Origin of the sequence: Enterococcus pingfangensis (assembly GCF_005405205.1) — a bacterium.
Lineage (GTDB): Bacteria > Bacillota > Bacilli > Lactobacillales > Enterococcaceae > Enterococcus_A > Enterococcus_A pingfangensis.
Window position 1 is genome coordinate 49,766 of record NZ_BJDP01000005.1, and the last position, 24,057, is coordinate 73,822.

The following is a 24,057-nucleotide window of genomic DNA, read 5'->3' on the forward strand; positions in this document are numbered from 1 at the left end:
AACAATATTAATCGTCTTTACGTAGTCCTAGACCAAGATCATTTAATTTAGCCTTAACTTCTTCAAGAGATTTACGACCTAAATTACGTACTTTGATCATTTCAGGTTCAGACTTATTCGTTAATTCTTGAACCGTATTAATTCCAGCACGTTTCAAGCAATTATACGAGCGTACAGACAAGTCTAGTTCTTCGATGGTCATTTCTAACATTTTTTCTTTTTGTGTTTCTTCTTTTTCGACCATGATTTCAGCATTTTTCGCTTCATCAGTAAGATTTACAAAAATATCCAAATGTTCAGTTAAAATTTTCGCTGCCAGACTCAATGCTTCTTGAGCAATGATCGATCCGTCAGTCCAAATTTCCATCGTTAATTTATCGAAGTCATCACGACGACCAACACGCGTATTTTCAACTTGGTAGTTTACTTTACGAACGGGTGTATAGATGGAATCGACTGGAAGGACACCGATTGGCATATCTTCCTTTTTGTTTTCGTCTGCTTGAACATAGCCTCGACCAGGTTTTACCGTTAGGCGGGCATGGAATGTCGCACCTTCAGAAACAGTACAAATGTACATATCTTTATTTAAGATTTCAACGTCGCTGTCAACGATAATATCGCCGGCAGTTACCGTAGCTGGTCCAGTAATATCGATCTCAAGGGTTTTTTCTTCTTCAGCGAATAATTTTAACGCTAAACCTTTAATATTCAAAATGATTTGTACAACGTCTTCTCTTACACCTTTGATGGTTGAAAATTCGTGTAGCACCCCATCGATTTGAATATTTGTAATGGCAGCGCCCGGTAAAGAAGAAAGTAGAATACGACGTAGAGAATTACCTAAAGTAGTTCCATAACCTCTTTCCAGAGGTTCAACAACGAACTTGCCATAATCTCTGTCTTCATCAATTTTTGTGATTCTTGGTTTTTCGAATTCAATCATTCTTGTCTTTTACCCCTTTCAAAACGAAAAGTGTCTTGTTCAATGACGTTCCTGTAAAACTCATAGAGTTGGGCACTCATTAAACACGACGGCGTTTTGGAGGGCGGCATCCATTATGAGGTACTGGAGTCACGTCACGAATTGCAGTTACTTCTAAACCAGTTGCTTGCAATGAACGAATCGCTGCTTCACGACCAGAACCAGGTCCTTTAACAGTTACTTCAACACTTTTCAAACCATGTTCCATTGCAGCTTTTGTTGCAGTTTCAGCAGCCATTTGAGCAGCGAAAGGAGTTGATTTTTTACTACCTTTGAATCCTAACGAACCTGCAGATGACCATGCGACAGCGTTGCCGCTTGCATCAGTAATCATGATGATTGTATTGTTAAAAGTCGAATGAATATGAGCGATACCTGTTTCGATATTCTTCTTCACACGACGTTTACGATTGACTTTCTTTGCTACCATGAAGATTTAAACCTCCTTCACTAATTATTTTTTCTTGCCGGCAATAGCGCGAGCTGGGCCTTTACGTGTACGAGCGTTGTTCTTAGTGTTTTGTCCACGTGTAGGTAAGCCGCGACGATGACGGATTCCACGGTAAGAACCGATTTCCATCAAACGTTTGATGTTTAAGTTAGTTTCACGACGAAGATCGCCTTCAACTTTTAATTTATCAACTTCAGCACGGATAGCGTCTGTTTGTTCGTTTGTTAAGTCACGTACACGAACATCTTCAGATACGCCTGCATCGGCTAAAATTTGTTTCGCTGTAGTATTTCCAATTCCGAAAATATACGTAAGTGAAATTACCACGCGTTTATCACGAGGAATATCTACTCCTGCAATACGAGCCATACTTAATTACACCTCCAATTATCCTTGACGTTGTTTATGTTTTGGGTTTGCTGGGCAAATCACCATAACACGTCCATTACGACGAATTACTTTACAATGTTCACACATTGGTTTTACTGATGGTCTTACTTTCATGATTATACCTCCTGAAGTTTTACGGAGTACAACTTACTTAAAGCGATAGGTAATACGACCACGGCTCAAATCATAAGGAGAAAGTTCAACTGTAACCTTATCTCCAGGTAAGATTCGAATATAATACATCCGGATTTTACCAGATACGTGCGCAAGAACTTCGTGTCCGTTTTCCAACTCGACTTTAAACATTGCATTCGGCAAAGTTTCGACGACTGTTCCTTCGATTTCAATCATATCTTCTTTTGCCACGCAGAGTACCTCCTTGTAGTTGTTTCGCATTTTCACACGATAAAATGGCGGAAACTGCAGTTCCCACCCTAATTCTAAAGTTAACTTCCAAAAAAGCTAGAAGTCAGACTGACAAATTCTATCATAAAACATCGAACTTGGCAAGATAAACTGCATCTCAAGTCGGTAGGCAAATTATTTTTTGATAATTTTTTCTACATCCGCAAATACGGCATCAATTTCACGATCTCCATCAACTGGATACAACAGACCTTCTTCATCATAATAAGCTAAAATAGGTTCACTATTTTTAACATTAACAGATAAACGATTTTTAACAGTTTCTGGCTTATCATCTTCACGTTGGTAAAACTCATGACCCCCGCAGCGATCACAAGTTCCTTCTACTTTCGTAGGGTTGAAGACTTTATGATAAGTTGCACCGCAATTGCGGCACATGAAGCGTCCTGCCAAACGATCAACCAACACTTCTTCTGCTACTTGAATATCAATCACAGCATCAATCTTTTTGTTCAAGTCCGTTAGCATTTCAGCTAATGCTTTGGCTTGATCTAAAGTACGAGGGAACCCGTCCAATAAAAACCCTTTATCTGTGTCTTTTTGGGCTAAACGTTCCTTCACGATACCGTTAGTAACTTCATCTGGGACCAAATCCCCTGCATCCATATAAGATTTTGCTTTCAATCCGAGTGTTGTCTCGTTTTTGATTGCTTCTCGGAACATATCCCCCGTGCTGATATGCGGAATATTGTACGTCGCAACAATTCTTTCTGCTTGTGTTCCTTTTCCTGCCCCCGGCAGTCCCATTAAGATCAGGTTCATTACTTTCCCTCCTAGATTAGTACCAAAGAATTCAAAAAAAGAATTCCATTTCATTCATAAAACTTATTCATTCCAGACTAGCAACTGATTTCATTAAACATAAAAGTGAGAACGGCGTTGAGGAAATCCCTCAACACACGAATCTACTCTTCATCCATGAATCCGACATAACGTCGTTTCAGCATAAGTCCTTCTAATTGTTTCGCAGTTTCTAACGCAACACCGACAACGATCAAAAGACTTGTACCCCCCAAACCAATCGATTGAGGCAAGTTCCAAACCATTTGTGCGATAATCGGAATCAATGCGATCAGACCTAAGAAAATAGCTCCAACCACACTCAAACGCATCAAAATTGCAGAAACGTATTCTTCAGTTCCCTTACCTGGTCTTACACGCAGAATGTAACTTCCTTGTTTTTGTAAGTTCTCTGCCAATTTTTCAGGATTGACCTGAACAAATGCATAGAAGAAGGTGAAGGCAACGATCAGAACTGTATAGATCGCAGCACCTGGAACTGTGTTATAACTAAATAATTTTGTTAAAACATCATACCAGCCTTCCGTGCTATATTGGCTAGCTAGTGCTTGCAACACCGCATTTGGTGTAGCAATAAACGAGCTGGCAAAAATAACTGGAATTACTCCGGCAGCATTTACTTTTAATGGTAGATAACTGCTTGTTGGAGCGCCAACGACTTGTTTTGTATATTGGATCGGGATTTTTCTTTCCGCTTGTTGAAAAAATGTTACAAAGAACACGATTAACACTATCGCGATCAGTAAAATTACGACAAAAATAATTGATTTCCAAAGATCACTTGGATCGATGTTTACAAAATAATCATCGTAAATATCTTTGATCCCTTGTGGCAAACCAGAAACGATCCCCGCAAAGATGATCATCGATACCCCATTACCGATTCCTTTTTCAGTAATCTGTTCTCCCAGCCAAGTCACGAACATCGTACCCGCTGTAAGAATGATACCGATCGTAACGAATGTTTGAACATTACGATTTGGTACGAAACCGAATTGAGCAAAATAGTCAAATCCAGCCGTGATACTCACAGACTGAATGAAAGCCAAGACTAAAGTTAAATAGCGAGTTGCTTGATTCAACTTCTTACGACCGACTTCCCCTTGTTTTGACCATTCGACAAATTTAGGAACGATATCCATCTGCAACAACTGAATAACAATTGAAGCAGTGATATATGGGGAAACTCCCATTGAGAAGACCGAGAAGTTTTGCATGGCTGAGCCGCTCACCATATTCAACATTCTGAAAAACGGCATTTCGCTCAAACCTTGCAAACCACGCGCATCAACTCCCGGTACGGTGATTTGCGCACCTAACCGGAAAACCAATAACATTAAAACGGTAAATAGAATCCGTGATCGGATGTTCTTAACTTTGAATGCATCTTTTAAAAGTTTGAACATTAGATCACCTCGATTGAACCACCGGCAGCTTCAATTGTTTCTTGAGCATGTTTAGAGAATTTTGCTGCTTTAACGATTAGTTTTTTATCTAATGATCCGTTTCCTAGAACTTTGATCCCAGCTTTTTCGTTTTTCACGATTCCAGCTTCAACTAAAGCAACTGGAGTTACTTCAGATCCATCTTCAAAACGATTTAAGACATCTAAATTAATTACAGCATATTCTTTACGATTCACGTTAGTAAATCCGCGTTTTGGTAAACGACGGAATAAAGGAGTTTGACCACCTTCAAAACCTAGACGCACACCGCCGCCTGAACGAGCTTTTTGTCCTTTTTGGCCACGTCCAGCTGTTTTTCCGTTACCTGATGAAGTACCACGTCCAACGCGGTTGCGAACTTTACGAGAACCTTCAGCAGGTTGTAATTCATGAAGTTTCATTATATTGGGCACCTCCTTAGATTTAAATTATCAATATTGATTAAACTTCTTCTACGTCCACTAAATGAGACACTGTGTTGACCATACCTTTGATTGCATCATTGGCAGGTTTAACAACTGTGCTGTTCATTTTTTTAAGACCCAACGCTTTAACAGTGTCGCGTTGGTTTTGAGGACGTCCGATAATACTGCGTTTTAAAGTAATTTTTAATTCAGCCATTTCATTCGTCCTCCTTAATTAGCTAAGTTTTCAACAGAGATACCGCGTAATGCAGCAACATCTTCTGCTTTTTTCAATTGAGTTAAACCTTCAACAGTTGCCCGAACAACGTTGATTGGTGTGTTTGAACCTAAAGATTTAGAAGTTACATCGGCAACCCCAGCTAATTCCAAGACGGCACGAACTGGTCCACCAGCGGCAACTCCAGAACCTTCAACGGCTGGTTTCATCAAGATGCGTCCGCCACCGAATACACCAATAACTTCGTGAGGAAGCGTAGTTCCTACCATTGGTACTTCGACTAGGTTTTTCTTAGCGTCTTCGATTGCTTTACGAATTGCTTCAGGTACTTCTTGAGCTTTACCGGTACCAAAGCCTACATGACCGTTTTTGTCACCGACAACAACTAGTGCTGCAAAACGTAGACGACGTCCACCTTTAACAACTTTAGTAACACGGTTGATCGCTACAACGCGGTCTTCTAATTCCAAATGTTTTGGATCGATATAAACCATGAATGGTGTTCCTCCTTCTCCTAAAATTCTAGTCCATTTTCGCGAGCTGCTTCGGCTAAAGCTGCTACACGGCCATGGTAAAGGTATCCACCACGGTCAAAGACTACTTTCTTAATACCTTTTTCTGATGCACGTTCTGCTACTAATTTCCCAACAGCTTGTGCTTGTTCAGATTTTGTTCCACCTGAAATTTCTTTATCCAAGGCAGAGGCACTTGCTAGCGTCACACCCGCTACGTCATCAATTACTTGCGCGTAGATGTTTTTGTTAGAACGGAAAACGTTCAAGCGTGGGCACTCAGCAGTACCAGAAATTTTACCGCGAACGCGCATGTGGCGTTTTTGGCGTGTTTTATTCTTGTCTGGTTTTGTAATCACAATTGTCACCTCTTTAATTAAGCTGGCCTAAGCCGCGTGTAGGTTTGACCTACTATTTACCAGTTTTACCTTCTTTACGACGTACGTATTCGCCAACATAACGGATACCTTTGCCTTTATAAGGTTCTGGAGGACGAGTTCCGCGGATTTTCGCAGCTAATTCGCCTACTACTTCTTTGTTTGATCCTTTAACAACTACTTGAGTGTTAGCAGGAACTTCGATTGTAATACCTTCTGGTGCTACGATCTCAACTGGATGTGAGTAACCAACGTTCAATACAAGTTTTGAACCTTGTAATTGTGCACGGTACCCAACCCCGATTAATTCTAGTGCTTTTTGGAACCCTTCTGAAACACCAACAACCATGTTATTGAAGTTTGCACGAGTTGTTCCGTGGATTGTTTTCATTTCTTTGCTGTCATTTGGACGAGTAAATGTTACTTCGTTTCCTTCGATGCTCATTTTGATATCAGAAGAAAAAGTACGAGTTAATTCACCTTTAGGTCCTTTAACAGTAACGTCGTTTCCGTTTTGAGTTACTTCAACTCCTGCAGGTAAAACGACTAATTTATTACCAATACGGCTCACTTATAGACACCTCCTCATGGATTGTTTGATCTTACCAAACGTAAGCTAGCACTTCGCCGCCGACGTTTTTACCTCTTGCTTCTTTGTCGGTTACTAAACCTTCAGAAGTAGAGATGATTGCGATACCTAAACCGTTTAATACTTTTGGTACTTCGTCAGCTTTGACATAAGCACGCAAGCCTGGTTTAGAAATACGTTTTAAGTTCGTGATAACACGTTCGTCATTTTTACCGTATTTAAGGAAAACACGGATCATGCCTTGTTTGTCATCTTCGATATATTCAACATCACGTACGAAACCTTCACGTTTAAGGATTTCCGCGATGTCACGTTTGATTTTTGAAGCAGGTACTTCTACTGTATCGTGCTTTACCATGTTGGCATTACGAATACGAGTTAGAAAATCTGCAATTGGATCTGTCATGACCATTGAACTATTTACCTCCTTTATGCGAGTTTATTTTACCAGCTAGCTTTCTTCACGCCGGGAATTTGACCTTTGTAGGCAAGTTCGCGGAAGCAAATACGGCAAAGATGAAATTTACGATAAACTGAATGTGGACGTCCGCAACGTTCGCAGCGAGTATACTCTTGCGTTGAATGTTTTGCAGGGCGTTTGTTTTTAGCAATCATTGATTTTTTAGCCAATTTTTTCGCCTCCTTGATTATTTTTGGAATGGCATTCCAAGTTGTGTTAATAATTCGCGAGATTCTTCGTCTGTTTTAGCAGTTGTAACAACAACGATATCCATACCGCGGACTTTATCAACTAAATCATAATCTACTTCAGGGAAGATCAGTTGTTCTTTAACACCTAAAGTAAAGTTACCACGGCCATCAAAGGATTTCTTGCTTACTCCGTGGAAGTCACGTACACGGGGAAGTGACACAGTCACTAATTTGTCTAAGAATTCATACATTCTTTCTCCACGTAGTGTTACTTTCGCACCGATAGGCATTCCTTCACGTAAACGGAAACCAGCGATTGATTTTTTAGCTTTTGTGATGATTGGTTTTTGACCAGAGATCAAGGCTAATTCTTCAACAGCTTTATCAAGGTTTTTTGTGTTTGATACCGCATCACCAACACCCATGTTGATGACGATTTTTTCAACTTTAGGAACTTCCATAACTGAATTATAGTTAAATTTTTCCATCAAAGATGGTGTAATTTCACTTACAAATTTTTCTTTTAGGCGGTTCATCTATAAGATCCTCCTTTCTCGTTTAATTATTTATCTAGAGTTTCGCCGGTTTTTTTAGAAACGCGGACTTTCTTGCCGTCAACCACTTTGTAGCCAACGCGTGTCGCTTCTCCATTTGAAGGGTCGATCACCATAACATTAGAAGCGTGAATTGGTGCTTCTACCTCAACGATTCCGCCTTGAGGGGCTTCTTGAGAGGCTTTTTTATGTTTTTTTACGACATTGACACCTTCGACAACGACTTTGTCTTGTTTAGGAAGGGCTTCTAATACAACGCCTTCTTTATTTCTGTCTTTGCCAGAGATAACTTTTACTTTATCGCCTTTTTTAACGAACATTACTGTTGCGCACCTCCTTTAGTTGAATCTCTCGATTATAATACTTCCGGTGCCAATGAAACGATCTTCATGAAGTTGCCTTCGCGTAGTTCACGAGCGACAGGTCCGAAGATACGTGTTCCTCTTGGGCTCTTGTCATCACGAATGATAACAGCTGCATTTTCATCAAATTTAATGTAAGAACCGTCAGTACGACGAGCGCCTGATTTAGTTCGAACGATAACGGCTTTAACGACGTCACCTTTTTTGACAACACCACCTGGCGTTGCTTGTTTAACCGTAGCAACAATCACATCACCGATATTGGCAGTTTTGCGACCAGATCCGCCAAGAACTTTAATAGTTAAAATTTCACGGGCGCCTGAGTTGTCCGCGATTTTTAAACGGCTTTCTGCTTGGATCACTTGTGTATCCTCCTTTCAGATTTAAAGAACATCTATATAGGAAAATCTCGTGTGATTAGATAATCACTGCTTTTTCAACGATTTCAACCAGACGGAAACGTTTGGTAGCTGATAACGGACGAGTTTCCATGATTTTCACGATATCGCCAATTTTTGCTTCATTGTTTTCATCGTGAGCTTTGTACTTTTTAGAATATTTCATGCGTTTACCGTAGATTGGGTGGTTTTTTTGGGTTTCAACGATAACAGTGATCGTTTTGTCCATTTTGTCAGATACCACGCGTCCTTGATAAACTTTACGTTGATTTCTTTCTTCAGTCATACTGGAAATGGCCTCCTTCCACTATTTGTCAGCTTGTTCACGCAACACAGTTTTGATGCGTGCAATCGATTTACGTACTTCTTTAATACGTGCAGTGTTTTCTAATTGACCTGTTGCTAATTGGAATCTAAGATTGAACAATTCTTCTTTTAATTGTTTTTCTTGATCTAGCATTTCGGCAGTGGTTAATTCTCTGATTTCTTTAACCTTCATTCGATTCACCACCCATTTCCTCACGTTTTACGATCTTAGTTTTCATTGGTAATTTGTGAGAAGCAAGACGTAATGCTTCACGAGCAACTTCTTCAGGAACGCCGGCGATTTCAAACATGATCTTGCCGCGTTTAACTGGTGAAACCCAGCCTTCAGGAGCACCTTTACCAGATCCCATACGTACACCAATTGCTTTGGCAGTATAAGATTTGTGAGGGAAAATTTTAATCCATACTTTCCCACCACGTTTCATGTAACGAGTCATTGCAATACGGGCAGCTTCGATTTGGCGGTTAGTAATCCAATGTGAATCAACAGCTTGTAAGCCGAATTCTCCAAATGCGATTTCTTTACCACCCTTAGCTTCTCCACGCATTTTACCGCGGAATTCACGACGGTGTTTTACACGTTTAGGTACTAACATGATTATTTCCCTCCTTTCTCAGTGTTTTTCTTTGTAGGAAGAATTTCTCCACGATAAATCCACACTTTAACTCCTAGTTTTCCGTATGTTGTATCTGCTTCTTCCCATGCGTAGTCGATGTCAGCACGTAATGTATGAAGAGGAACTGTTCCTTCTGAGTATCCTTCTGAACGGGCGATATCCGCACCATTTAAACGACCAGATACTTGAGTTTTGATTCCTTTAGCGCCTGAACGCATTGTGCGTTGGATCGCTTGTTTTTGTGCACGACGGAAAGCAACACGGTTTTCTAATTGACGTGCGATTCCTTCTCCGACTAATTTTGCATCTAAATCTGGTTTTTTGATTTCAATGATGTTGATATGAACTCGTTTACCAGTTAATTTATTTAATTCTTTTCTTAGGCTTTCAACTTCAGATCCGCCTTTACCGATAACCATGCCAGGTTTGGCTGTGTGAATTGAAATGTTTACACGATTTGCAGCGCGTTCGATTTCAACAGTTGACACAGCGGCATCAGCAAGTTTAGTTGCGATGAACTTACGGATTCTCAAATCTTCGTGTAGAAATTCAGCATACTCTTTTTCGGCATACCATTTAGCATCCCACTCACGGATAATGCCTACACGCATCCCAATAGGATTTACTTTTTGACCCACTGATTATCCCTCCTTATTTTTCTGATACCACAACGGTAATATGACTTGTACGTTTGTTGATTGGTGATGCTGAACCTTTTGCACGCGGACGGAAACGTTTCATTGTTGGTCCTTCGTTAACAAATGCTTCAGAAACTACCAAATTTTCAACATCTAAGTCAAAGTTGTTTTCTGCGTTAGCAACTGCTGACATCATAACTTTTTCGATGATTCCTGCAGATTTATTTGGTGTGAATTTCAAAATTGAAATTGCTTCTGCTACGCTTTTTCCTCTGATAAGATCGATTACTAAACGTGCTTTACGAGGAGAAGTGCGAACTGTTCTCGCAGTTGCCTTAGCTGATGTAATTTGTTCTGCCATGTTAATATCCTCCCCTCAAAATTAACGTTTTGTTTTCTTATCGTCGGCGGCATGTCCACGATAAGTTCTTGATGGTGCAAATTCGCCTAATTTATGTCCTACCATGTCTTCTTGGATGTAAACTGGCACATGTTTGCGTCCGTCATAAACAGCAATTGTAAATCCTACAAAACTAGGGAAAATTGTTGAACGACGAGACCAAGTTTTGATAACTTTTTTCTTTTCAACACCTTGTTGCGCTTCAACCTTTTTCATCAAATGATCATCGACGAAAGGTCCTTTTTTCAAACTACGACCCATGGTGTACCTCCTCTCAAAATATGCGACACATAGTCAATGGTTTTATTTAGTCTTACGACGACGTACGATAAGCTTGTCTGATGCAGCTTTCTTATTACGTGTTTTGTAACCCAATGCAGGTTGTCCCCAAGGAGATACTGGAGCTTTGCGTCCGACTGGAGCTTTACCTTCACCACCACCGTGTGGGTGATCGTTAGGGTTCATTACGCTACCACGTACAGTTGGACGTTTGCGCATCCAACGAGAACGACCAGCTTTACCAATGTTGATCAATTCATGTTGTTCGTTACCAACAGAACCGATAGTAGCACGGCAAGTAGCTAAGATCATGCGAACTTCGCCAGAGTTTAAACGTACTAATACGTATTTTCCTTCTTTACCAAGTACTTGAGCACTTGTACCAGCTGAACGGATTAATTGTCCGCCTTTGCCAGGTTTCATTTCAATGTTGTGGATAACAGTACCGACTGGAATGTTTTCTAGCGGTAATGTATTTCCGATTTTGATATCTGCATCTGTTCCAGATACGACTGTCATGCCGACTTCTAAGCCTTTAGGGGCTAAAATGTAAGCTTTCACTCCGTCTGTATAATGAACTAATGCAATGTTTGCTGAGCGGTTTGGATCGTACTCGATCGTTTGTACTGTAGCAACCACGTTATCTTTATTACGTTTGAAGTCGATAACACGGTATTGACGTTTATGTCCGCCACCTTGATGACGTACAGTGATGCGACCGTTGTTGTTACGACCGGCGTTGTTTTTCAATGGTTGTAATAACGTCTTTTCAGGCGTTGAAGTAGTGATTTCAGCGAAATCAGAACTTGTCATATTACGACGACCATTTGAGGTAGGTTTGTACTTTTTAATCGCCACGTCTAGTTTCCCTCCTATTTACTGGTGATTTTCTAACGCTTATTCAGCGTCGAAAAGTTGAATTTCTTTTGATTCTTCAGATAAAGTCACAACAGCTTTGCGACGTTTTTTTGTGAAGCCTTGGTATTTACCCATACGTTTTGCTTTTGGTTTAGCATTCATAATGTTTACATTTTTAACTTTAACGTCAAATGCAGCTTCAACCGCTTGTTTGACTAAAGTTTTATTTGCGCGAGTGTCCACTTCGAAAGTATATTTCTTTTCATCCATGTCTAACATAGATTTTTCAGTGATCACTGGGCGTTTGATTACGTCTAGTAAGTTCATTATGCAAGCACCTCCTCAATTTGAGTAAGAGCGGTTTGCGTTGCTAAGATTTTCTCATTAGCGACTACATCTAATACAGTAACGTTGTTTGAAGTAGTTACAGTCACGTTTGGTAAGTTACGAGCAGCTAAGCCTGCAACTTCGTTTTCTGTTTCTAAAACAACCAATACTTTTGAATCGATAGACAAGCTAGTTAAAACTTGTTTGAATTCTTTTGTTTTAGGAGCGTCAAAGCTTAAAGCGTCAACAGCAACTAAATTATTTTCAGCAACTTTTTCTGATAAAACAGATTTGATTGCTAAGCGACGAACTTTTTTAGGAAGTTTGTAGCTGTATGAACGTGGTGTAGGTCCGAAGACGATACCACCTCCACGCCATTGTGGTGAACGGATAGAACCTTGACGAGCACGTCCAGTTCCTTTTTGGCGCCATGGTTTGCGACCACCGCCACGAACTGCGCTACGATTTTTCACAGCGTGTGTTCCTTGTCTTAATGAAGCACGTTGCATAACGATTGCGTCGTAAACAACATTTTCATTTGGTTCGATTCCGAAGATTTCTTCATTTAAAGTGATGTCACCATTTTGAGTTCCATCTTGTTTGAATAATGCTACAGTTGGCATTCCTTAGTTCCTCCTTTCCTATAACTAATTATTTAGCTTTCACAGCTGATTTGATAGTGATTAAAGATTTTTTAGCGCCAGGAACATTTCCTTTAACTAAGATAACGTTGCGGTCAGCGTCAACACGAACAACTTCAAGATTTTGAATTGTCACGCGGTTGCCACCCATACGGCCAGCTAAACGTTTGTTTTTAAATACACGGTTCGGTGCAACAGGACCCATAGATCCAGGACGACGGTGGTAACGAGATCCGTGAGCCATTGGGCCGCGGCTTTGTCCATAACGTTTGATAACGCCTTGGAATCCTTTACCTTTAGTCGTTCCGGTAACATCAATGATGTCTCCAGCTTGGAAAGTATCAACTTTCACTTCTTTACCTACTTCATAGTCTCCTAGCTCAACATCTTTGAATTCTCGAATGAAGCGCTTAGGAGCCGTGTTTGCTTTTGCAACATGACCTTTCGCAGGTTTGTTAGACAAAACTTCACGCATATCTTGGTAACCTAATTGAACAGCTTCGTAGCCATCGTTCTCCATTGTTTTCACTTGTAAAACAACGTTTGGAGTAGCTTCGATAACAGTAACTGGAATAAGTTCGCCAGATTCTGTGAAGATTTGAGTCATTCCCACTTTTTTCCCTAAGATTCCTTTGGTCATGATTACACCTCCATTTTCTTATTATAGTTTGATTTCAATGTTCACACCTGATGGTAAGTCAAGCTTCATTAAAGCATCAACTGTCTTCGGTGTTGGGTTCACAATGTCAATCAGACGTTTGTGAGTACGCATTTCGAATTGTTCACGCGAATCTTTGTATTTATGAGTCGCACGGATTACAGTGTAAAGACTGCGTTCTGTTGGTAATGGAATTGGACCAGATACGCTAGCTCCAGTTCTTTTTGCAGTTTCCACAATTTTATCCGCTGATTGATCTAAAATACCATGTTCATACGCTTTTAAACGGATACGAATTTTTTGTTTTGCCATCTTATTCCCTCCTTCGCCTATTTTAAAAGTAGACATAGCTCCACGAAAATCTCCGTCACGCTCGTTCGTGGCAAAGCGTCCGGGCGTGTCGCAACCTCTCGTTTCAAAGCCAGTGGATTCTTTTTCGAACCCCCAGTGTCATTCACACTTCTGCAAACAGCACCTTTATGATTATATTACATGAGGTTAACGATTGCAAGGATTTTCTCAGCCTTTTTAGATTTTCTAGTGTATTTTCAGAAAATATTCGAAATACACAACTGATAACTTTTTCCTTCTATAGTAATAGTATTTATTTTGTTTAACAAAACCGATCTTCACCTTCTAAAAAAAATTAGTGCGTCAACAACCGTTTTATTTTATTTTTTCGCCACGCAAAACCGTTGCGATCGATTTCGTTAAAAATCTTTCTAATAGATCTATTCTTAATTTAAAGCCCCATCGTTTCCCGCTTATCGATTTTATCAATTAAAATGACAAAAAAAGAGCCACCAAAAATTGGCGGCTCTTTACGTCCGAGCATAAGTTTAAAAGGTAAAGCTGATTAAGCTTTGATTGCAGTTACAACGCCTGAACCAACAGTACGTCCGCCTTCACGAATTGAGAAACGAGTTCCGTCTTCGATAGCGATTGGGTGGATTAATTCAACTTCCATAGTTACGTTATCACCAGGCATTACCATTTCAGTACCTTCTGGTAGATCAACTACACCAGTTACGTCAGTTGTACGGAAGTAGAACTGAGGACGGTAGTTAGTGAAGAATGGAGTGTGACGTCCGCCTTCTTCTTTTGTTAAAACGTAAACTTCTGCAGAGAATTTTGTATGTGGAGTGATTGAAGCTGGTTTAGCTAAAACTTGTCCACGTTGGATATCTTCACGTGCAACACCACGTAATAATGCACCGATGTTATCGCCGGCTTCAGCGTAGTCTAACAATTTACGGAACATTTCAACACCTGTAACAGTTGTTTTAGGTGTTTCTTCAGCGATACCTACGATTTCAACTTCGTCACCAACGCGAACTTGTCCACGTTCAACACGACCAGTTGCAACAGTACCACGACCAGTGATTGAGAATACGTCTTCGACTGGCATCATGAATGGTTTGTCAGTATCACGAACTGGTGTTGGGATGTATTCGTCAACAGCAGCCATTAATTCTAAGATTTTTTCTTCGTATGAAGCGTCGCCTTCTAAGGCTTTCAAAGCTGAACCTGCAACAACTGGAGTGTCGTCGCCTGGGAAATCGTATTCTGTTAATAGATCACGAACTTCCATTTCAACTAATTCTAGTAATTCTTCATCATCAACCATATCCATTTTGTTTAAGAATACAACGATGTAAGGAACACCAACGTTACGTGATAACAAGATGTGTTCACGTGTTTGAGGCATAGGGCCATCAGCAGCAGATACTACTAAGATAGCTCCGTCCATTTGAGCAGCACCAGTGATCATGTTTTTAACGTAGTCCGCGTGACCTGGGCAGTCAACGTGAGCATAGTGACGGTTTTCTGTTTCATACTCAACGTGTGAAGTGTTGATTGTGATTCCGCGTTCGCGTTCTTCTGGAGCGCCATCGATTGAAGCGTAATCCATAGCAGTCGCGCCGCCTTGTTTAGCAAGTACAGTTGTAATTGCAGCTGTTAAAGTTGTTTTACCATGGTCAACGTGTCCGATAGTACCAATGTTAACATGGGGTTTTGAACGGTCAAATTTTTCTTTAGCCATTTAAAATGTTCCTCCTAGTAAATGAGATTAGTTTTTTTTGATAGGTCGTACTGCAAAATACAGTACGAGCCCATATCATCAGTTAATAATATTACATGAAATACCTTGAAAAATATAGTTCTTTTGGTAGAAATCCAGCCAAATTCAATTGACTTTTAAGAATTATTCAGCTTTTCCGCCGTTTTTCTTAATGATTTCTTCTTGAACTGATTTAGGTACATCTTCATAGTGGTCAAAGACCATCATGAATGTTCCGCGTCCTTGCGTAGAAGAACGAAGAGTTGTTGCATAGCCGAACATTTCAGCCAACGGTACGATCGCATTCACGATTTGTGAATTACCATGCGCTTCCATACCTTCAACTCGACCACGACGTGCAGTTACGTGACCCATTACATCACCTAAGTAATCTTCTGGAACAGTAATCGTAACTTTCATCATTGGTTCAAGAATTGCTGGGCTAGCTTTTTTAGCAGCAGCACGTAGCGCCATAGAAGCAGCTACACGGAAGGCTGTTTCATTTGAATCGACATCATGGTATGAACCATCATAAAGCTTAGCTTTGATGTCAACTAATGGATAACCAGCTAATACACCGTTTGCCATTGCATCTTCTAATCCTTTTTCAACTGCTGGGATGTATTCACGAGGAACCACACCACCGACAATTGCGTTTTCGAATTCGAAGCCGGCACCTTCTTCGTTTGGTGTAAATTCGACCCATACGTGACCGTATTGACCTTTACCACCAGACTGACGTACAAACTTACCTTCTGCTTTTGTCGCAGAACGGAATGTTTCACGGTAAGATACTTGAGGCGCACCAACGTTTGCCTCTACTTTGAATTCACGACGCATACGGTCAACTAAAACGTCCAAGTGAAGTTCACCCATACCAGCGATAACAGTTTCGCCAGTTTCAACGTTTGTTTCAACGCGGAATGAAGGATCTTCTTCAGCAAGTTTTTGTAAAGCAACACCCATTTTATCTTGGTCAGCTTTTGATTTAGGTTCAACCGCAACTTCGATAACTGGATCAGGGAATTCGATAGATTCTAAGATAACTGGTGATTTTTCATCACAAAGTGTATCTCCAGTAGTTGTATCTTTCAAACCAACAGCAGCAGCGATATCGCCTGAGTAAACCGTTTCGATTTCTTTACGAGTATTCGCGTGCATTTGTAGGATACGTCCGATACGTTCGCGTTTGCCTTTTGATGCGTTCAAGACGTATGAACCAGAATTTAGTACACCTGAGTAAACACGGAAGAATGTTAGACGGCCTACGAATGGGTCAGTCATAACTTTAAACGCTAGTGATGAGAATGGAGCTGAATCATCAGCTGGACGTTCAGTTTCTTCGTCAGTTTTAGGGTTGAATCCTTGGATTGCTTTTACGTCAGTTGGGGCTGGAAGATAGTCGATGACTGCATCCAACATCAATTGAACACCTTTGTTTTTGAAGGCTGATCCACATAGAACTGGGAAGAAGTCTACAGCTAAAGTAGCATTACGGATACCTGCTTTTAATTCTTCTTCAGTGATTTCTTCACCTTCCAAGAATTTCATCATTAGGTCTTCATCAGTATCAGAAACAGCTTCTACTAATTTTTCGCGCCATTCTTCAGCTTGTTCTTTATATTCTTCAGGAATTTCAGTCTCTTGGATTTCAGTTCCTAAGTCATTTGTGTAGATTTCAGCTTTCATTTTAACTAGGTCGATGATACCAGTGAAGTCATCTTCTGCACCAATTGGTAATTGGATTGGATGAGCATTCGCTTGTAAACGATCATGTAAAGTGCCTACTGAATAAAGGAAGTCAGCACCGATTTTATCCATTTTATTACAGAATACAATACGTGGAACAGAGTATTCTGTTGCTTGACGCCAAACAGTTTCTGTTTGTGGTTCTACACCTGATTGTGAGTCCAATACAGTTACTGCGCCATCAAGAACACGTAATGAACGTTGTACTTCGATTGTGAAGTCCACGTGTCCTGGAGTATCGATGATGTTTACGCGGTGACCTTTCCATTGCGCTGTTGTAGCGGCAGAAGTGATCGTGATTCCGCGTTCTTGTTCTTGTTCCATCCAGTCCATTTGAGAAGCGCCTTCGTGGGTTTCACCAATTTTATGGATTTTACCAGTGTAGTACAAGATACGCTCAGTTGCTGTAGTTTTACCTGCATCAACGTGGGCCATAATCCCGATATTACGAGTATTGTCTAGAGAAAATTCTCTTGCCATTTCTTTGTTTGCTCCTCTCTTAAATTAAATTCAGCATTGTCTAATCATTTTTCTGCTGGTCAAAACCAACAGAAAAAATCTTACCAACGATAATGAGCAAATGCACGGTTGGCTTCCGCCATTTTGTGTGTATCTTCGCGTTTTTTCACAGAAGCACCAGTGTTGTTAGCTGCATCCATAAGTTCTTTCGCTAAGCGTTCTTCCATTGTGTGTTCGCCGCGCAAACGTGCGAAGTTTACAACCCAACGCAATCCTAAAGTAGTCCGACGTTCTGGACGTACTTCAACGGGAACTTGATAGTTAGAACCCCCAACACGGCGAGCTTTAACTTCTAATACAGGCATGATGTTTTCCATTGCTTGTTCGAAAACTTCCAACGGATCATTTCCTGTTGATTCTTTGATTGTGCTAAAAGCGTTGTATACGATATTTGAAGCAGTACCACGTTTGCCGTCAACCATTACACGGTTGATTAAACGAGTTACTAACTTAGAGTTATACATAGGATCTGGCAAAACATCACGTTTTGCAATAATTCCTTTACGAGTCATACGTAACTCCTCCTTCCGAAAATATATCTTATCTATTCGTTTGATTAAGCTTTAGGTTTTTTAGTACCGTATTTAGAACGGCTTTGTTTACGATCGTTAACGCCGGCAGTATCTAGCGCACCACGAACGATATGATAACGTACTCCTGGTAAATCTTTTACACGTCCACCACGTAATAGAACAACACTATGTTCTTGTAGGTTATGGCCGATACCTGGAATATAAGCTGTTACTTCGATTAAGTTAGACAAACGAACACGCGCATATTTACGTAAAGCGGAGTTCGGTTTTTTAGGCGTCATAGTACCAACACGTGTAGCTACCCCACGTTTTTGAGGTGAGTTCACGTTTGTTTGAGTCTTCTTAAAGCTGTTATATCCTTTGTTCAATGCTGGTGAATTTGATTTTTCCACCTTTGATTTACGAGGTTTACGTACTAATTGGTTAATTGTAGGCATTCCTTGTTTCCTCCTTCCTCGATTCGCATTCTAGTACCACACATCCTGGTGGTTCTTTTTTAGCGATAAAAAATAATGCATCCCTGCATTCTCTATCAAGTGTACTTCGACACAGTCAGCACGTCTCATGTGAGAGACCTGTTCACAAAGCACCTTTGATAGCATACCACGATTAGTTTTAACTGTCAACAAACTATCCAAGAGTTTTTCCCTGTCATTCTAAGCCGATCTTTTTATTGATAATCGCTTGATAAGAAAATTCTTATTCTAAAGTAAAAATTGGTTCTTTATTGTAACACCGCTGAATAAAACGCTTTTTTGTTTTTGGTCTTTTCTACTTAAAAACCTATCTTTTTTCTTTTTTTGCGATTACAATAGAAACAACTTAATAAAAGGTGGGATATTTCAATGAATTTGAAAGAGTTAGTTGGGATCGAGGCGGCTAAATTTGTTAAAGATGGGATGACTGTGGGCTTAGGAACTGGTTCAACAGCTTATTATTTAGTCAAAGAGCTAGGTCGCCGTGTAAATGAAGAAGGCTTAAAGATCACGGGCGTCGTGACCTCTTCAAAAACTGAAGAACAAGCAAAAGAATTAGGCATTCCGTTAAAAGCGATCGATGAAGTAGAATCAGTTGACCTTACAATCGATGGTGCTGATGAGATCAGTGCAGATTTTCAAGGGATCAAAGGCGGCGGCGCAGCTTTGCTTTTTGAAAAAGTAGTCGCAACATATTCAAAAGATTGCATTTGGATCGTCGATGAAAGCAAAATGGTCGACAAATTAGGAAAATTCCCGTTACCGGTTGAAGTCGTTCCTTTTGGCAGCCACAACATTTTTCGTTTATTCGAAGCAAAAGGCTACAATCCAGCTTGGCGTAAAAATGAAGCCAACGAACTTTTAACAACTGACGGCGGTCATTACATCATCGATCTGCACTTAGACGTCATTGAAGATCCGCGAGCTTTAGCAAAAGAGTTGGATACTTATGTCGGTGTAGTCGAGCATGGCTTATTTATCGATATGATTTCGCGTGTGATCGTCGGTACACCAGAAGGACCAAAAACTTTAGAAGTTCCAAACTAATTTTACAAAAGTCTCCTTAAAGCTCCTGATTTTGACAAAAATGAACTCAATTTAATGGAAATCATGACAGAAACATTGTACAATGAATCAGGAATTGAAAATTTCAGAAATTTCAAAAGGAGAGAATGATATGCCAAAATTAGTTTTTTCTCGTCATGGCTTGAGCGAATGGAACAAATTAAACCAATTCACAGGCTGGGCAGACGTTGATTTGGCTCCAGAAGGTGTCGAAGAAGCAAAAGAAGGCGGCCGTAAAATTAAAGAAGCAGGAATTGAATTTGATGTAGCTTATACATCTGTTTTAACTCGTGCAATCAAAACTTGTGACTTGATCTTAGAATATTCAGATCAACTTTGGGTACCAACTCTAAAATCTTGGCGCTTAAACGAACGTCATTACGGTAAATTACAAGGATTGAACAAAAAAGAAACCGCTGAAAAATACGGGGACGAACAAGTTCATATCTGGCGTCGTTCTTACGATGTATTACCTCCATTGATGGAAGCGACGGACGAAGGTTCTGCTGCACAAGAACGTCGTTACGCGGCATTAGATCCTCGCGATATTCCTGGTGGAGAAAACTTGAAAGTTACTTTGGAACGTGCATTGCCTTTCTGGCAAGATGAAATCGCTCCTGCATTGAAAGACGGAAAAACTGTCTTAGTTGCAGCTCATGGTAACTCATTACGTGCATTAGCTAAACACATTGAAGGTATTTCTGACGAAGACATCATGGATTTAGAAATCCCAACAGGCCAACCGCTTGTTTATGATTTGAATGATGACTTAACTGTTGCCAAAAAATACTACTTATAGAAATTTTTCCCGGCTCGAACTTGAGTCGGGATTTTTATTTGCTAGTAACTAGACTAATCCTTTCATAATATTTTTTTTGTGCTAAAATAAATAAGTAAATTATTTGCGGTCGTGGCGGAATTGGCAGACGCGCTAGCTTCAGGCGCTAGTGATAGCAATATCGTGGAAGTTCGAGTCTTCTCGGCCGCATAAATTTCGCGAAAAGGGTCTGTGACGCGCTGTCATAGACCCTTTTTGCATTTAAAATTATTTTTTTGAGACATTTGATTTAATCATGATTCAAAAAACTTGCAACCTTAGTAGCAATCAAATCAATCGCTACATGATTTTCGCCGCCTTCTGGCACGATGATATCGGCATAGCGCTTCGTTGGCTCAATAAATTGGTGATACATTGGTTTTACTACAGTCAAATATTGGCCGATGACTGATTCCAACGTCCGGCCCCGTTCGTTCATATCGCGTTTGATGCGGCGAATGATCCGGATGTCGTCATCGGTGTCTACGTAGATTTTGATGTCCATCATATCTCGCAAACGTTCATCTTCTAAAATCAAGATTCCCTCTAATATGATGACTTCTTTTGGCTCTTGAACATACACTTTTTCACTACGCGTGTGGGCAACATAATCGTAGATCGGAACTTCGACCGTTTGGTATTGTGTCAATTCTTTTAAATGTTCGATCAAGAGATCCGTATCAAAAGCAAAAGGATGGTCGTAATTTGTTTCTAATCGTTCTTCAAAACTGATACCGCTTTGGTCCTTATAATAAGAATCGTGCTCCAACATCATGATGGAATGATTGGGAAACCGATTGTAAATCGCGCGGCTGACGCTGGTTTTTCCGCTTCCTGAACCGCCCGTTACACCAATAATGATCGGCTTGTTTTTCATGTAAATAAAACCTCTTTCGTTTTTCATTAGTCCTATTATAGCGAAACACCGTCAAATTACTATCAAAAACTTAAAATTCTTCCAAAATCTGATAGAGGTCAGTCAATTTTTCGATCTGAAATGTCGGCTTGATCTCTTGCGCTTTCTTTGCTTGCGGATTCATCCAGATCGTATCAATCCCCGCCACTTGCCCGCCTTTGATATCTGAAGTCAAGGAATCTCCGACAATCACCGTTTTTTCTTTGTCAAAATGCGGAATCTCAGCAAAAACAATATCAAAAAACTCTTTCATCGGTTTATGAACACCCAGCTCTTCAGAAATAAAGAACTTTTTAAAATAAGGCGCCAAGCCTGATTGGGTCAAACGCTGGTGTTGCGTTGCAGAAACTCCGTTAGTCACTATATACAGATCTTTTTGTCGGCTCAAATTTGTGACAACTTCTAAACTGTTAGCGATCAGCTGATGACCTTGGTTCAAATACTGACGGTAGCGCGCTTCGGTCTGCGGACCGTCCACTGCTTGCTCGTATTGGGCAAAAAATAAACGGAAGCGATTATCTAGCAATTCTTGCCGCGACAGCAAGCCGGCTTCATGGTCGCGCCAAAAGCCTTGGTTCATTTCTTTATACATGTTTTTTACCGCTAATGAAGGTTCTACCCCCATGTCTTGGAACAGCCAGCTCAATGCCTGCTCTTCTGCCGCTTTGAAATCTAACAGCGTATCGTCAATATAAAATAAAATCGTCTCGTAACTCATCTTCAAACCTTCTATCTAAAATATGTTTTTAATTGTTGGAGTTCGGCAAGTGTTAATGAACGATACTCGCCTTCAGCTAATTCTTGCGGTAATTCTAACGGCCCCATCGTCAACCGTGTTAGACTGGTTACTTTTTTTCCGCGGGCCAAAAACATTTTTTTCACTTGATGGAACTTGCCTTCTTTGATTGCCAGCAAAACTTCCGAATGTCCCGGTTTTGCGCTTAAAATTTTTAGTTGTGCCGGTTGACAGCGAACGCCGCCATGAAAAATGATTCCATTGGCAAAAGCAGCTACATCTGCTACCGTCACCTGCTCATTGACTACCGCCCGATAAGTCTTCTCAACTTTTGCATGAGGTTGTAAAAGATCGTAGCCTAGCTGCCCATTATCGGTCAACAGCAGCAAGCCGGTCGTGTCACGATCCAATCGTCCGACCGGATACAAATCACTAGGTCGTTCTGTTTTTGCGATCAACTCAGTTGCGGTTTGAAAGTTTGAATCTTTTTTGGCTGTTACGACGCCGGCTGGTTTGTTCAGCAAATAATAGACATGATTGGTCATTAACGCTTGTCCTTCGACAGTGATTTTATGCAGACGGCTATCCACATTACGTTGCGGATTAAGCTCGACTGTTCCATCGACAAAAACTTTTTTCATTAAAAAGAGACGCTTCATCTCTTTGCGCGTCGTTTGTAAACTTTGTTCGATCACTTTGTCTAACCGCATCTCGCAACCCTCCAAATATACCGGCCTTATTATACCGAAATTTTCTGCAAAGACCAACCATGCAAAACAGACCAAATTCCGAAAATCCATTTATAATAAAAAAAAATCTTATTTTTGCTTAAATAAAAAAGGGATTATCCTTGCTTTTTATCGGAAGGAGTCCTACACTTTTAATATACGAGTTAAAGATTCGTATATTAAGTGAATCGACACTCCGGTGTCAAAGGTTTCTCATACACAGCGTTACGACCTGGTAGAGAAAGTTGAACTTAGACTTTTTTGGACAGTTGTGTAGACAACTGTCTTTTTGCGTTCTTTTCGCAAAGCCATTGTGCTGAGAATAACCCATCACTTAAATAAAATCTGTCTGACAACCGCAGACAGTCACATTTTAAGGAGGAATTTGGTTATGGCAGTATCATTAAAAGTAGAAGAAAGAGCAACTCGTCCCCGTTCCATTCGTAATAAACTTCGTCATGAAGGCAGAGTTCCCGCAGTCGTTAACGGCTACCAAGTGGAAAGCACCACTATCTCGATCGACGAACGTGAATTTTCAAAATTATTACGTGAAAATGGCGCAAACACAGTTTTTGCCATTGAAATTGGTGGAAAAAAGGTAAATACGTTATTACGCGATGCACAATTAGATACCTTCACTCGTCACTTAAGCCACGTTGAGTTATTATCCGTTAACTTAACAGAACAAACTGAAGCTGAAACAGAAATCAACCTAGTTGGTGAAGCAGCTGGTGCGAAAGCAGGCGGCGTGTTGACTCAAACACTTTACACCGTTACCGTTTCTGCAACTCCAGAAAAATTGCCTGAAGGCATTGATGTCGATATCTCTAAATTAGAGATTGGTCAAACAATCGCAATCAGCGATCTACCTAAGAACGCTGACTACACGATCGTTACCGATGCAGAAGAACAAATCGTTGCGATCCAAGAAGCACAAGAGCTTCCTGAAGAAACAGCAACTGAAGGCGCTGAACCAGAAGTTATCGGCGAAACTAAAGAATAAGCTATTGACCAGAGGTTGTGACAAGAGTCTTGTCGCAACCTCTTTTTTGTACAGACGATTCAGCTCATCAATCCCCTCTGCCGCTTGTGATAAAAAATTATTTTTTATGGATTGAGCGTAATGAG

Annotated in this window: 38 protein-coding genes and 1 tRNA gene; 4 read left to right on the forward strand and 35 right to left on the reverse strand. The window is 40.4% G+C overall.

Annotated features, from left to right (window positions below; translation table 11 throughout):
- Positions 1-7: 7 nt before the first annotated feature.
- The 32 genes from FFM63_RS03170 to rpsL form a co-directional block, all read right to left on the reverse strand.
- The gene (locus FFM63_RS03170; RefSeq protein ID WP_137608897.1) at positions 8-946 is read right to left on the reverse strand and encodes a DNA-directed RNA polymerase subunit alpha; all 939 of its coding nucleotides are present in this window, start codon (positions 944-946) and stop codon (positions 8-10) included.
- Positions 947-1,025: 79 nt separating this feature from the next.
- Entirely contained in the window at positions 1,026-1,415 is a 390-nt protein-coding gene (gene rpsK / locus FFM63_RS03175; RefSeq protein WP_010742774.1) for a 30S ribosomal protein S11, read from the reverse strand.
- Positions 1,416-1,439: 24 nt separating this feature from the next.
- Positions 1,440-1,805 (reverse strand): 30S ribosomal protein S13, encoded by a 366-nt coding sequence (rpsM, locus tag FFM63_RS03180; RefSeq protein WP_084133244.1) that lies wholly within the window; start codon positions 1,803-1,805, stop codon positions 1,440-1,442.
- Positions 1,806-1,823: 18 nt separating this feature from the next.
- Positions 1,824-1,940, reverse strand: a complete 117-nt coding sequence (rpmJ, locus tag FFM63_RS03185) for a 50S ribosomal protein L36 (protein ID WP_010742772.1) — start codon at positions 1,938-1,940, stop codon at positions 1,824-1,826.
- A 33-nt stretch (positions 1,941-1,973) separates the two neighbouring features.
- The gene (infA, locus tag FFM63_RS03190; RefSeq protein ID WP_010742771.1) at positions 1,974-2,192 is read right to left on the reverse strand and encodes a translation initiation factor IF-1; all 219 of its coding nucleotides are present in this window, start codon (positions 2,190-2,192) and stop codon (positions 1,974-1,976) included.
- Positions 2,193-2,366: 174 nt separating this feature from the next.
- Entirely contained in the window at positions 2,367-3,014 is a 648-nt protein-coding gene (locus FFM63_RS03195) for an adenylate kinase (protein ID WP_137608898.1), read from the reverse strand.
- A 143-nt stretch (positions 3,015-3,157) separates the two neighbouring features.
- The gene (gene secY / locus FFM63_RS03200; RefSeq protein ID WP_137608899.1) at positions 3,158-4,459 is read right to left on the reverse strand and encodes a preprotein translocase subunit SecY; all 1,302 of its coding nucleotides are present in this window, start codon (positions 4,457-4,459) and stop codon (positions 3,158-3,160) included.
- Positions 4,459-4,899, reverse strand: coding sequence for a 50S ribosomal protein L15 (gene rplO / locus FFM63_RS03205; protein ID WP_137608900.1), 441 nt, complete (start codon positions 4,897-4,899; stop codon positions 4,459-4,461). The genes secY and rplO overlap by 1 nt, the downstream gene beginning before the upstream one ends.
- Positions 4,900-4,939: 40 nt before the next feature.
- Positions 4,940-5,119, reverse strand: a complete 180-nt coding sequence (rpmD, locus tag FFM63_RS03210; protein ID WP_010747202.1) for a 50S ribosomal protein L30 — start codon at positions 5,117-5,119, stop codon at positions 4,940-4,942.
- A gap of 14 nt (positions 5,120-5,133) precedes the next feature.
- Positions 5,134-5,634, reverse strand: a complete 501-nt coding sequence (rpsE, locus tag FFM63_RS03215; protein ID WP_137608901.1) for a 30S ribosomal protein S5 — start codon at positions 5,632-5,634, stop codon at positions 5,134-5,136.
- A gap of 20 nt (positions 5,635-5,654) precedes the next feature.
- The gene (gene rplR / locus FFM63_RS03220) at positions 5,655-6,011 is read right to left on the reverse strand and encodes a 50S ribosomal protein L18 (RefSeq protein ID WP_137608902.1); all 357 of its coding nucleotides are present in this window, start codon (positions 6,009-6,011) and stop codon (positions 5,655-5,657) included.
- 52 nt (positions 6,012-6,063) lie between these two features.
- Complete coding sequence (gene rplF / locus FFM63_RS03225; protein WP_137608903.1) at positions 6,064-6,600, reverse strand: 50S ribosomal protein L6; 537 nt, start codon at positions 6,598-6,600, stop codon at positions 6,064-6,066.
- 31 nt (positions 6,601-6,631) lie between these two features.
- The gene (gene rpsH, locus FFM63_RS03230; protein ID WP_016179477.1) at positions 6,632-7,030 is read right to left on the reverse strand and encodes a 30S ribosomal protein S8; all 399 of its coding nucleotides are present in this window, start codon (positions 7,028-7,030) and stop codon (positions 6,632-6,634) included.
- 32 nt (positions 7,031-7,062) lie between these two features.
- Positions 7,063-7,248 carry a type Z 30S ribosomal protein S14 gene (locus FFM63_RS03235; protein WP_028020384.1) on the reverse strand — a complete coding sequence of 62 codons (186 nt, stop codon included), beginning with the start codon at positions 7,246-7,248 and terminating at the stop codon, positions 7,063-7,065.
- Positions 7,249-7,265: 17 nt separating this feature from the next.
- Entirely contained in the window at positions 7,266-7,805 is a 540-nt protein-coding gene (gene rplE, locus FFM63_RS03240; RefSeq protein ID WP_137608904.1) for a 50S ribosomal protein L5, read from the reverse strand.
- Between the two features lie 26 nt (positions 7,806-7,831).
- Positions 7,832-8,143: a 50S ribosomal protein L24 gene (gene rplX, locus FFM63_RS03245; protein ID WP_137608905.1), complete on the reverse strand. Its 312-nt coding sequence runs from the start codon at positions 8,141-8,143 to the stop codon at positions 7,832-7,834.
- A 35-nt stretch (positions 8,144-8,178) separates the two neighbouring features.
- The gene (gene rplN / locus FFM63_RS03250; protein WP_010742760.1) at positions 8,179-8,547 is read right to left on the reverse strand and encodes a 50S ribosomal protein L14; all 369 of its coding nucleotides are present in this window, start codon (positions 8,545-8,547) and stop codon (positions 8,179-8,181) included.
- A 55-nt stretch (positions 8,548-8,602) separates the two neighbouring features.
- Positions 8,603-8,869 carry a 30S ribosomal protein S17 gene (rpsQ, locus tag FFM63_RS03255; protein ID WP_137608906.1) on the reverse strand — a complete coding sequence of 89 codons (267 nt, stop codon included), beginning with the start codon at positions 8,867-8,869 and terminating at the stop codon, positions 8,603-8,605.
- A 21-nt stretch (positions 8,870-8,890) separates the two neighbouring features.
- Positions 8,891-9,082, reverse strand: a complete 192-nt coding sequence (gene rpmC, locus FFM63_RS03260) for a 50S ribosomal protein L29 (RefSeq protein WP_010747210.1) — start codon at positions 9,080-9,082, stop codon at positions 8,891-8,893.
- On the reverse strand, positions 9,072-9,506 hold the full coding sequence (gene rplP, locus FFM63_RS03265; protein WP_137603767.1) for a 50S ribosomal protein L16: 435 nt from the start codon (positions 9,504-9,506) through the stop codon (positions 9,072-9,074). The genes rpmC and rplP overlap by 11 nt, the downstream gene beginning before the upstream one ends.
- 2 nt (positions 9,507-9,508) lie before the next feature.
- Complete coding sequence (gene rpsC, locus FFM63_RS03270) at positions 9,509-10,165, reverse strand: 30S ribosomal protein S3 (RefSeq protein ID WP_137608907.1); 657 nt, start codon at positions 10,163-10,165, stop codon at positions 9,509-9,511.
- A 13-nt stretch (positions 10,166-10,178) separates the two neighbouring features.
- Entirely contained in the window at positions 10,179-10,526 is a 348-nt protein-coding gene (rplV, locus tag FFM63_RS03275) for a 50S ribosomal protein L22 (RefSeq protein ID WP_137603768.1), read from the reverse strand.
- 21 nt (positions 10,527-10,547) lie between these two features.
- Entirely contained in the window at positions 10,548-10,826 is a 279-nt protein-coding gene (gene rpsS, locus FFM63_RS03280; protein ID WP_071857885.1) for a 30S ribosomal protein S19, read from the reverse strand.
- A gap of 42 nt (positions 10,827-10,868) precedes the next feature.
- Positions 10,869-11,702: a 50S ribosomal protein L2 gene (gene rplB, locus FFM63_RS03285; protein ID WP_137608908.1), complete on the reverse strand. Its 834-nt coding sequence runs from the start codon at positions 11,700-11,702 to the stop codon at positions 10,869-10,871.
- A gap of 39 nt (positions 11,703-11,741) precedes the next feature.
- Entirely contained in the window at positions 11,742-12,029 is a 288-nt protein-coding gene (rplW, locus tag FFM63_RS03290; protein WP_137603770.1) for a 50S ribosomal protein L23, read from the reverse strand.
- Complete coding sequence (gene rplD, locus FFM63_RS03295; protein ID WP_137608909.1) at positions 12,029-12,652, reverse strand: 50S ribosomal protein L4; 624 nt, start codon at positions 12,650-12,652, stop codon at positions 12,029-12,031. The genes rplW and rplD overlap by 1 nt, the downstream gene beginning before the upstream one ends.
- 28 nt (positions 12,653-12,680) lie before the next feature.
- Positions 12,681-13,310, reverse strand: coding sequence for a 50S ribosomal protein L3 (gene rplC, locus FFM63_RS03300; RefSeq protein ID WP_137603772.1), 630 nt, complete (start codon positions 13,308-13,310; stop codon positions 12,681-12,683).
- Positions 13,311-13,331: 21 nt separating this feature from the next.
- On the reverse strand, positions 13,332-13,640 hold the full coding sequence (rpsJ, locus tag FFM63_RS03305) for a 30S ribosomal protein S10 (protein WP_010756438.1): 309 nt from the start codon (positions 13,638-13,640) through the stop codon (positions 13,332-13,334).
- 544 nt (positions 13,641-14,184) lie between these two features.
- Positions 14,185-15,372: an elongation factor Tu gene (gene tuf, locus FFM63_RS03310; protein WP_137608910.1), complete on the reverse strand. Its 1,188-nt coding sequence runs from the start codon at positions 15,370-15,372 to the stop codon at positions 14,185-14,187.
- A gap of 162 nt (positions 15,373-15,534) precedes the next feature.
- Entirely contained in the window at positions 15,535-17,619 is a 2,085-nt protein-coding gene (fusA, locus tag FFM63_RS03315; RefSeq protein WP_137608911.1) for an elongation factor G, read from the reverse strand.
- A gap of 80 nt (positions 17,620-17,699) precedes the next feature.
- The gene (gene rpsG, locus FFM63_RS03320) at positions 17,700-18,170 is read right to left on the reverse strand and encodes a 30S ribosomal protein S7 (RefSeq protein WP_137608912.1); all 471 of its coding nucleotides are present in this window, start codon (positions 18,168-18,170) and stop codon (positions 17,700-17,702) included.
- 44 nt (positions 18,171-18,214) lie between these two features.
- The gene (gene rpsL / locus FFM63_RS03325) at positions 18,215-18,628 is read right to left on the reverse strand and encodes a 30S ribosomal protein S12 (RefSeq protein WP_002294318.1); all 414 of its coding nucleotides are present in this window, start codon (positions 18,626-18,628) and stop codon (positions 18,215-18,217) included.
- A gap of 408 nt (positions 18,629-19,036) precedes the next feature.
- Here rpsL and rpiA point away from each other — a divergent pair, with 408 nt between their 5' ends.
- The 3 genes from rpiA (at position 19,037) to FFM63_RS03340 (ending at position 20,720) form a co-directional block, all read left to right on the forward strand.
- Positions 19,037-19,714 (forward strand): ribose-5-phosphate isomerase RpiA, encoded by a 678-nt coding sequence (gene rpiA / locus FFM63_RS03330; protein ID WP_137608913.1) that lies wholly within the window; start codon positions 19,037-19,039, stop codon positions 19,712-19,714.
- 130 nt (positions 19,715-19,844) lie between these two features.
- Positions 19,845-20,531, forward strand: coding sequence for a 2,3-diphosphoglycerate-dependent phosphoglycerate mutase (gpmA, locus tag FFM63_RS03335; protein ID WP_137608914.1), 687 nt, complete (start codon positions 19,845-19,847; stop codon positions 20,529-20,531).
- 105 nt (positions 20,532-20,636) lie between these two features.
- A tRNA-Leu gene (locus FFM63_RS03340) sits at positions 20,637-20,720 on the forward strand.
- Between the two features lie 79 nt (positions 20,721-20,799).
- Here the strand turns inward: FFM63_RS03340 and udk are convergent.
- From udk to FFM63_RS03355, 3 genes are all read right to left on the reverse strand, one after another.
- Positions 20,800-21,426: a uridine kinase gene (udk, locus tag FFM63_RS03345; RefSeq protein WP_137608915.1), complete on the reverse strand. Its 627-nt coding sequence runs from the start codon at positions 21,424-21,426 to the stop codon at positions 20,800-20,802.
- 70 nt (positions 21,427-21,496) lie between these two features.
- A complete protein-coding gene (locus FFM63_RS03350) occupies positions 21,497-22,183 on the reverse strand; it encodes a YjjG family noncanonical pyrimidine nucleotidase (protein ID WP_137608916.1) in 687 nt (228 codons plus the stop codon).
- An 11-nt stretch (positions 22,184-22,194) separates the two neighbouring features.
- A complete protein-coding gene (locus tag FFM63_RS03355; protein WP_137608917.1) occupies positions 22,195-22,911 on the reverse strand; it encodes a 16S rRNA pseudouridine(516) synthase in 717 nt (238 codons plus the stop codon).
- A 409-nt stretch (positions 22,912-23,320) separates the two neighbouring features.
- Between FFM63_RS03355 and FFM63_RS03360 the strand changes: the two genes are divergently transcribed.
- Positions 23,321-23,932: a 50S ribosomal protein L25/general stress protein Ctc gene (locus FFM63_RS03360; protein ID WP_137608918.1), complete on the forward strand. Its 612-nt coding sequence runs from the start codon at positions 23,321-23,323 to the stop codon at positions 23,930-23,932.
- Positions 23,933-24,057: the final 125 nt, after the last annotated feature.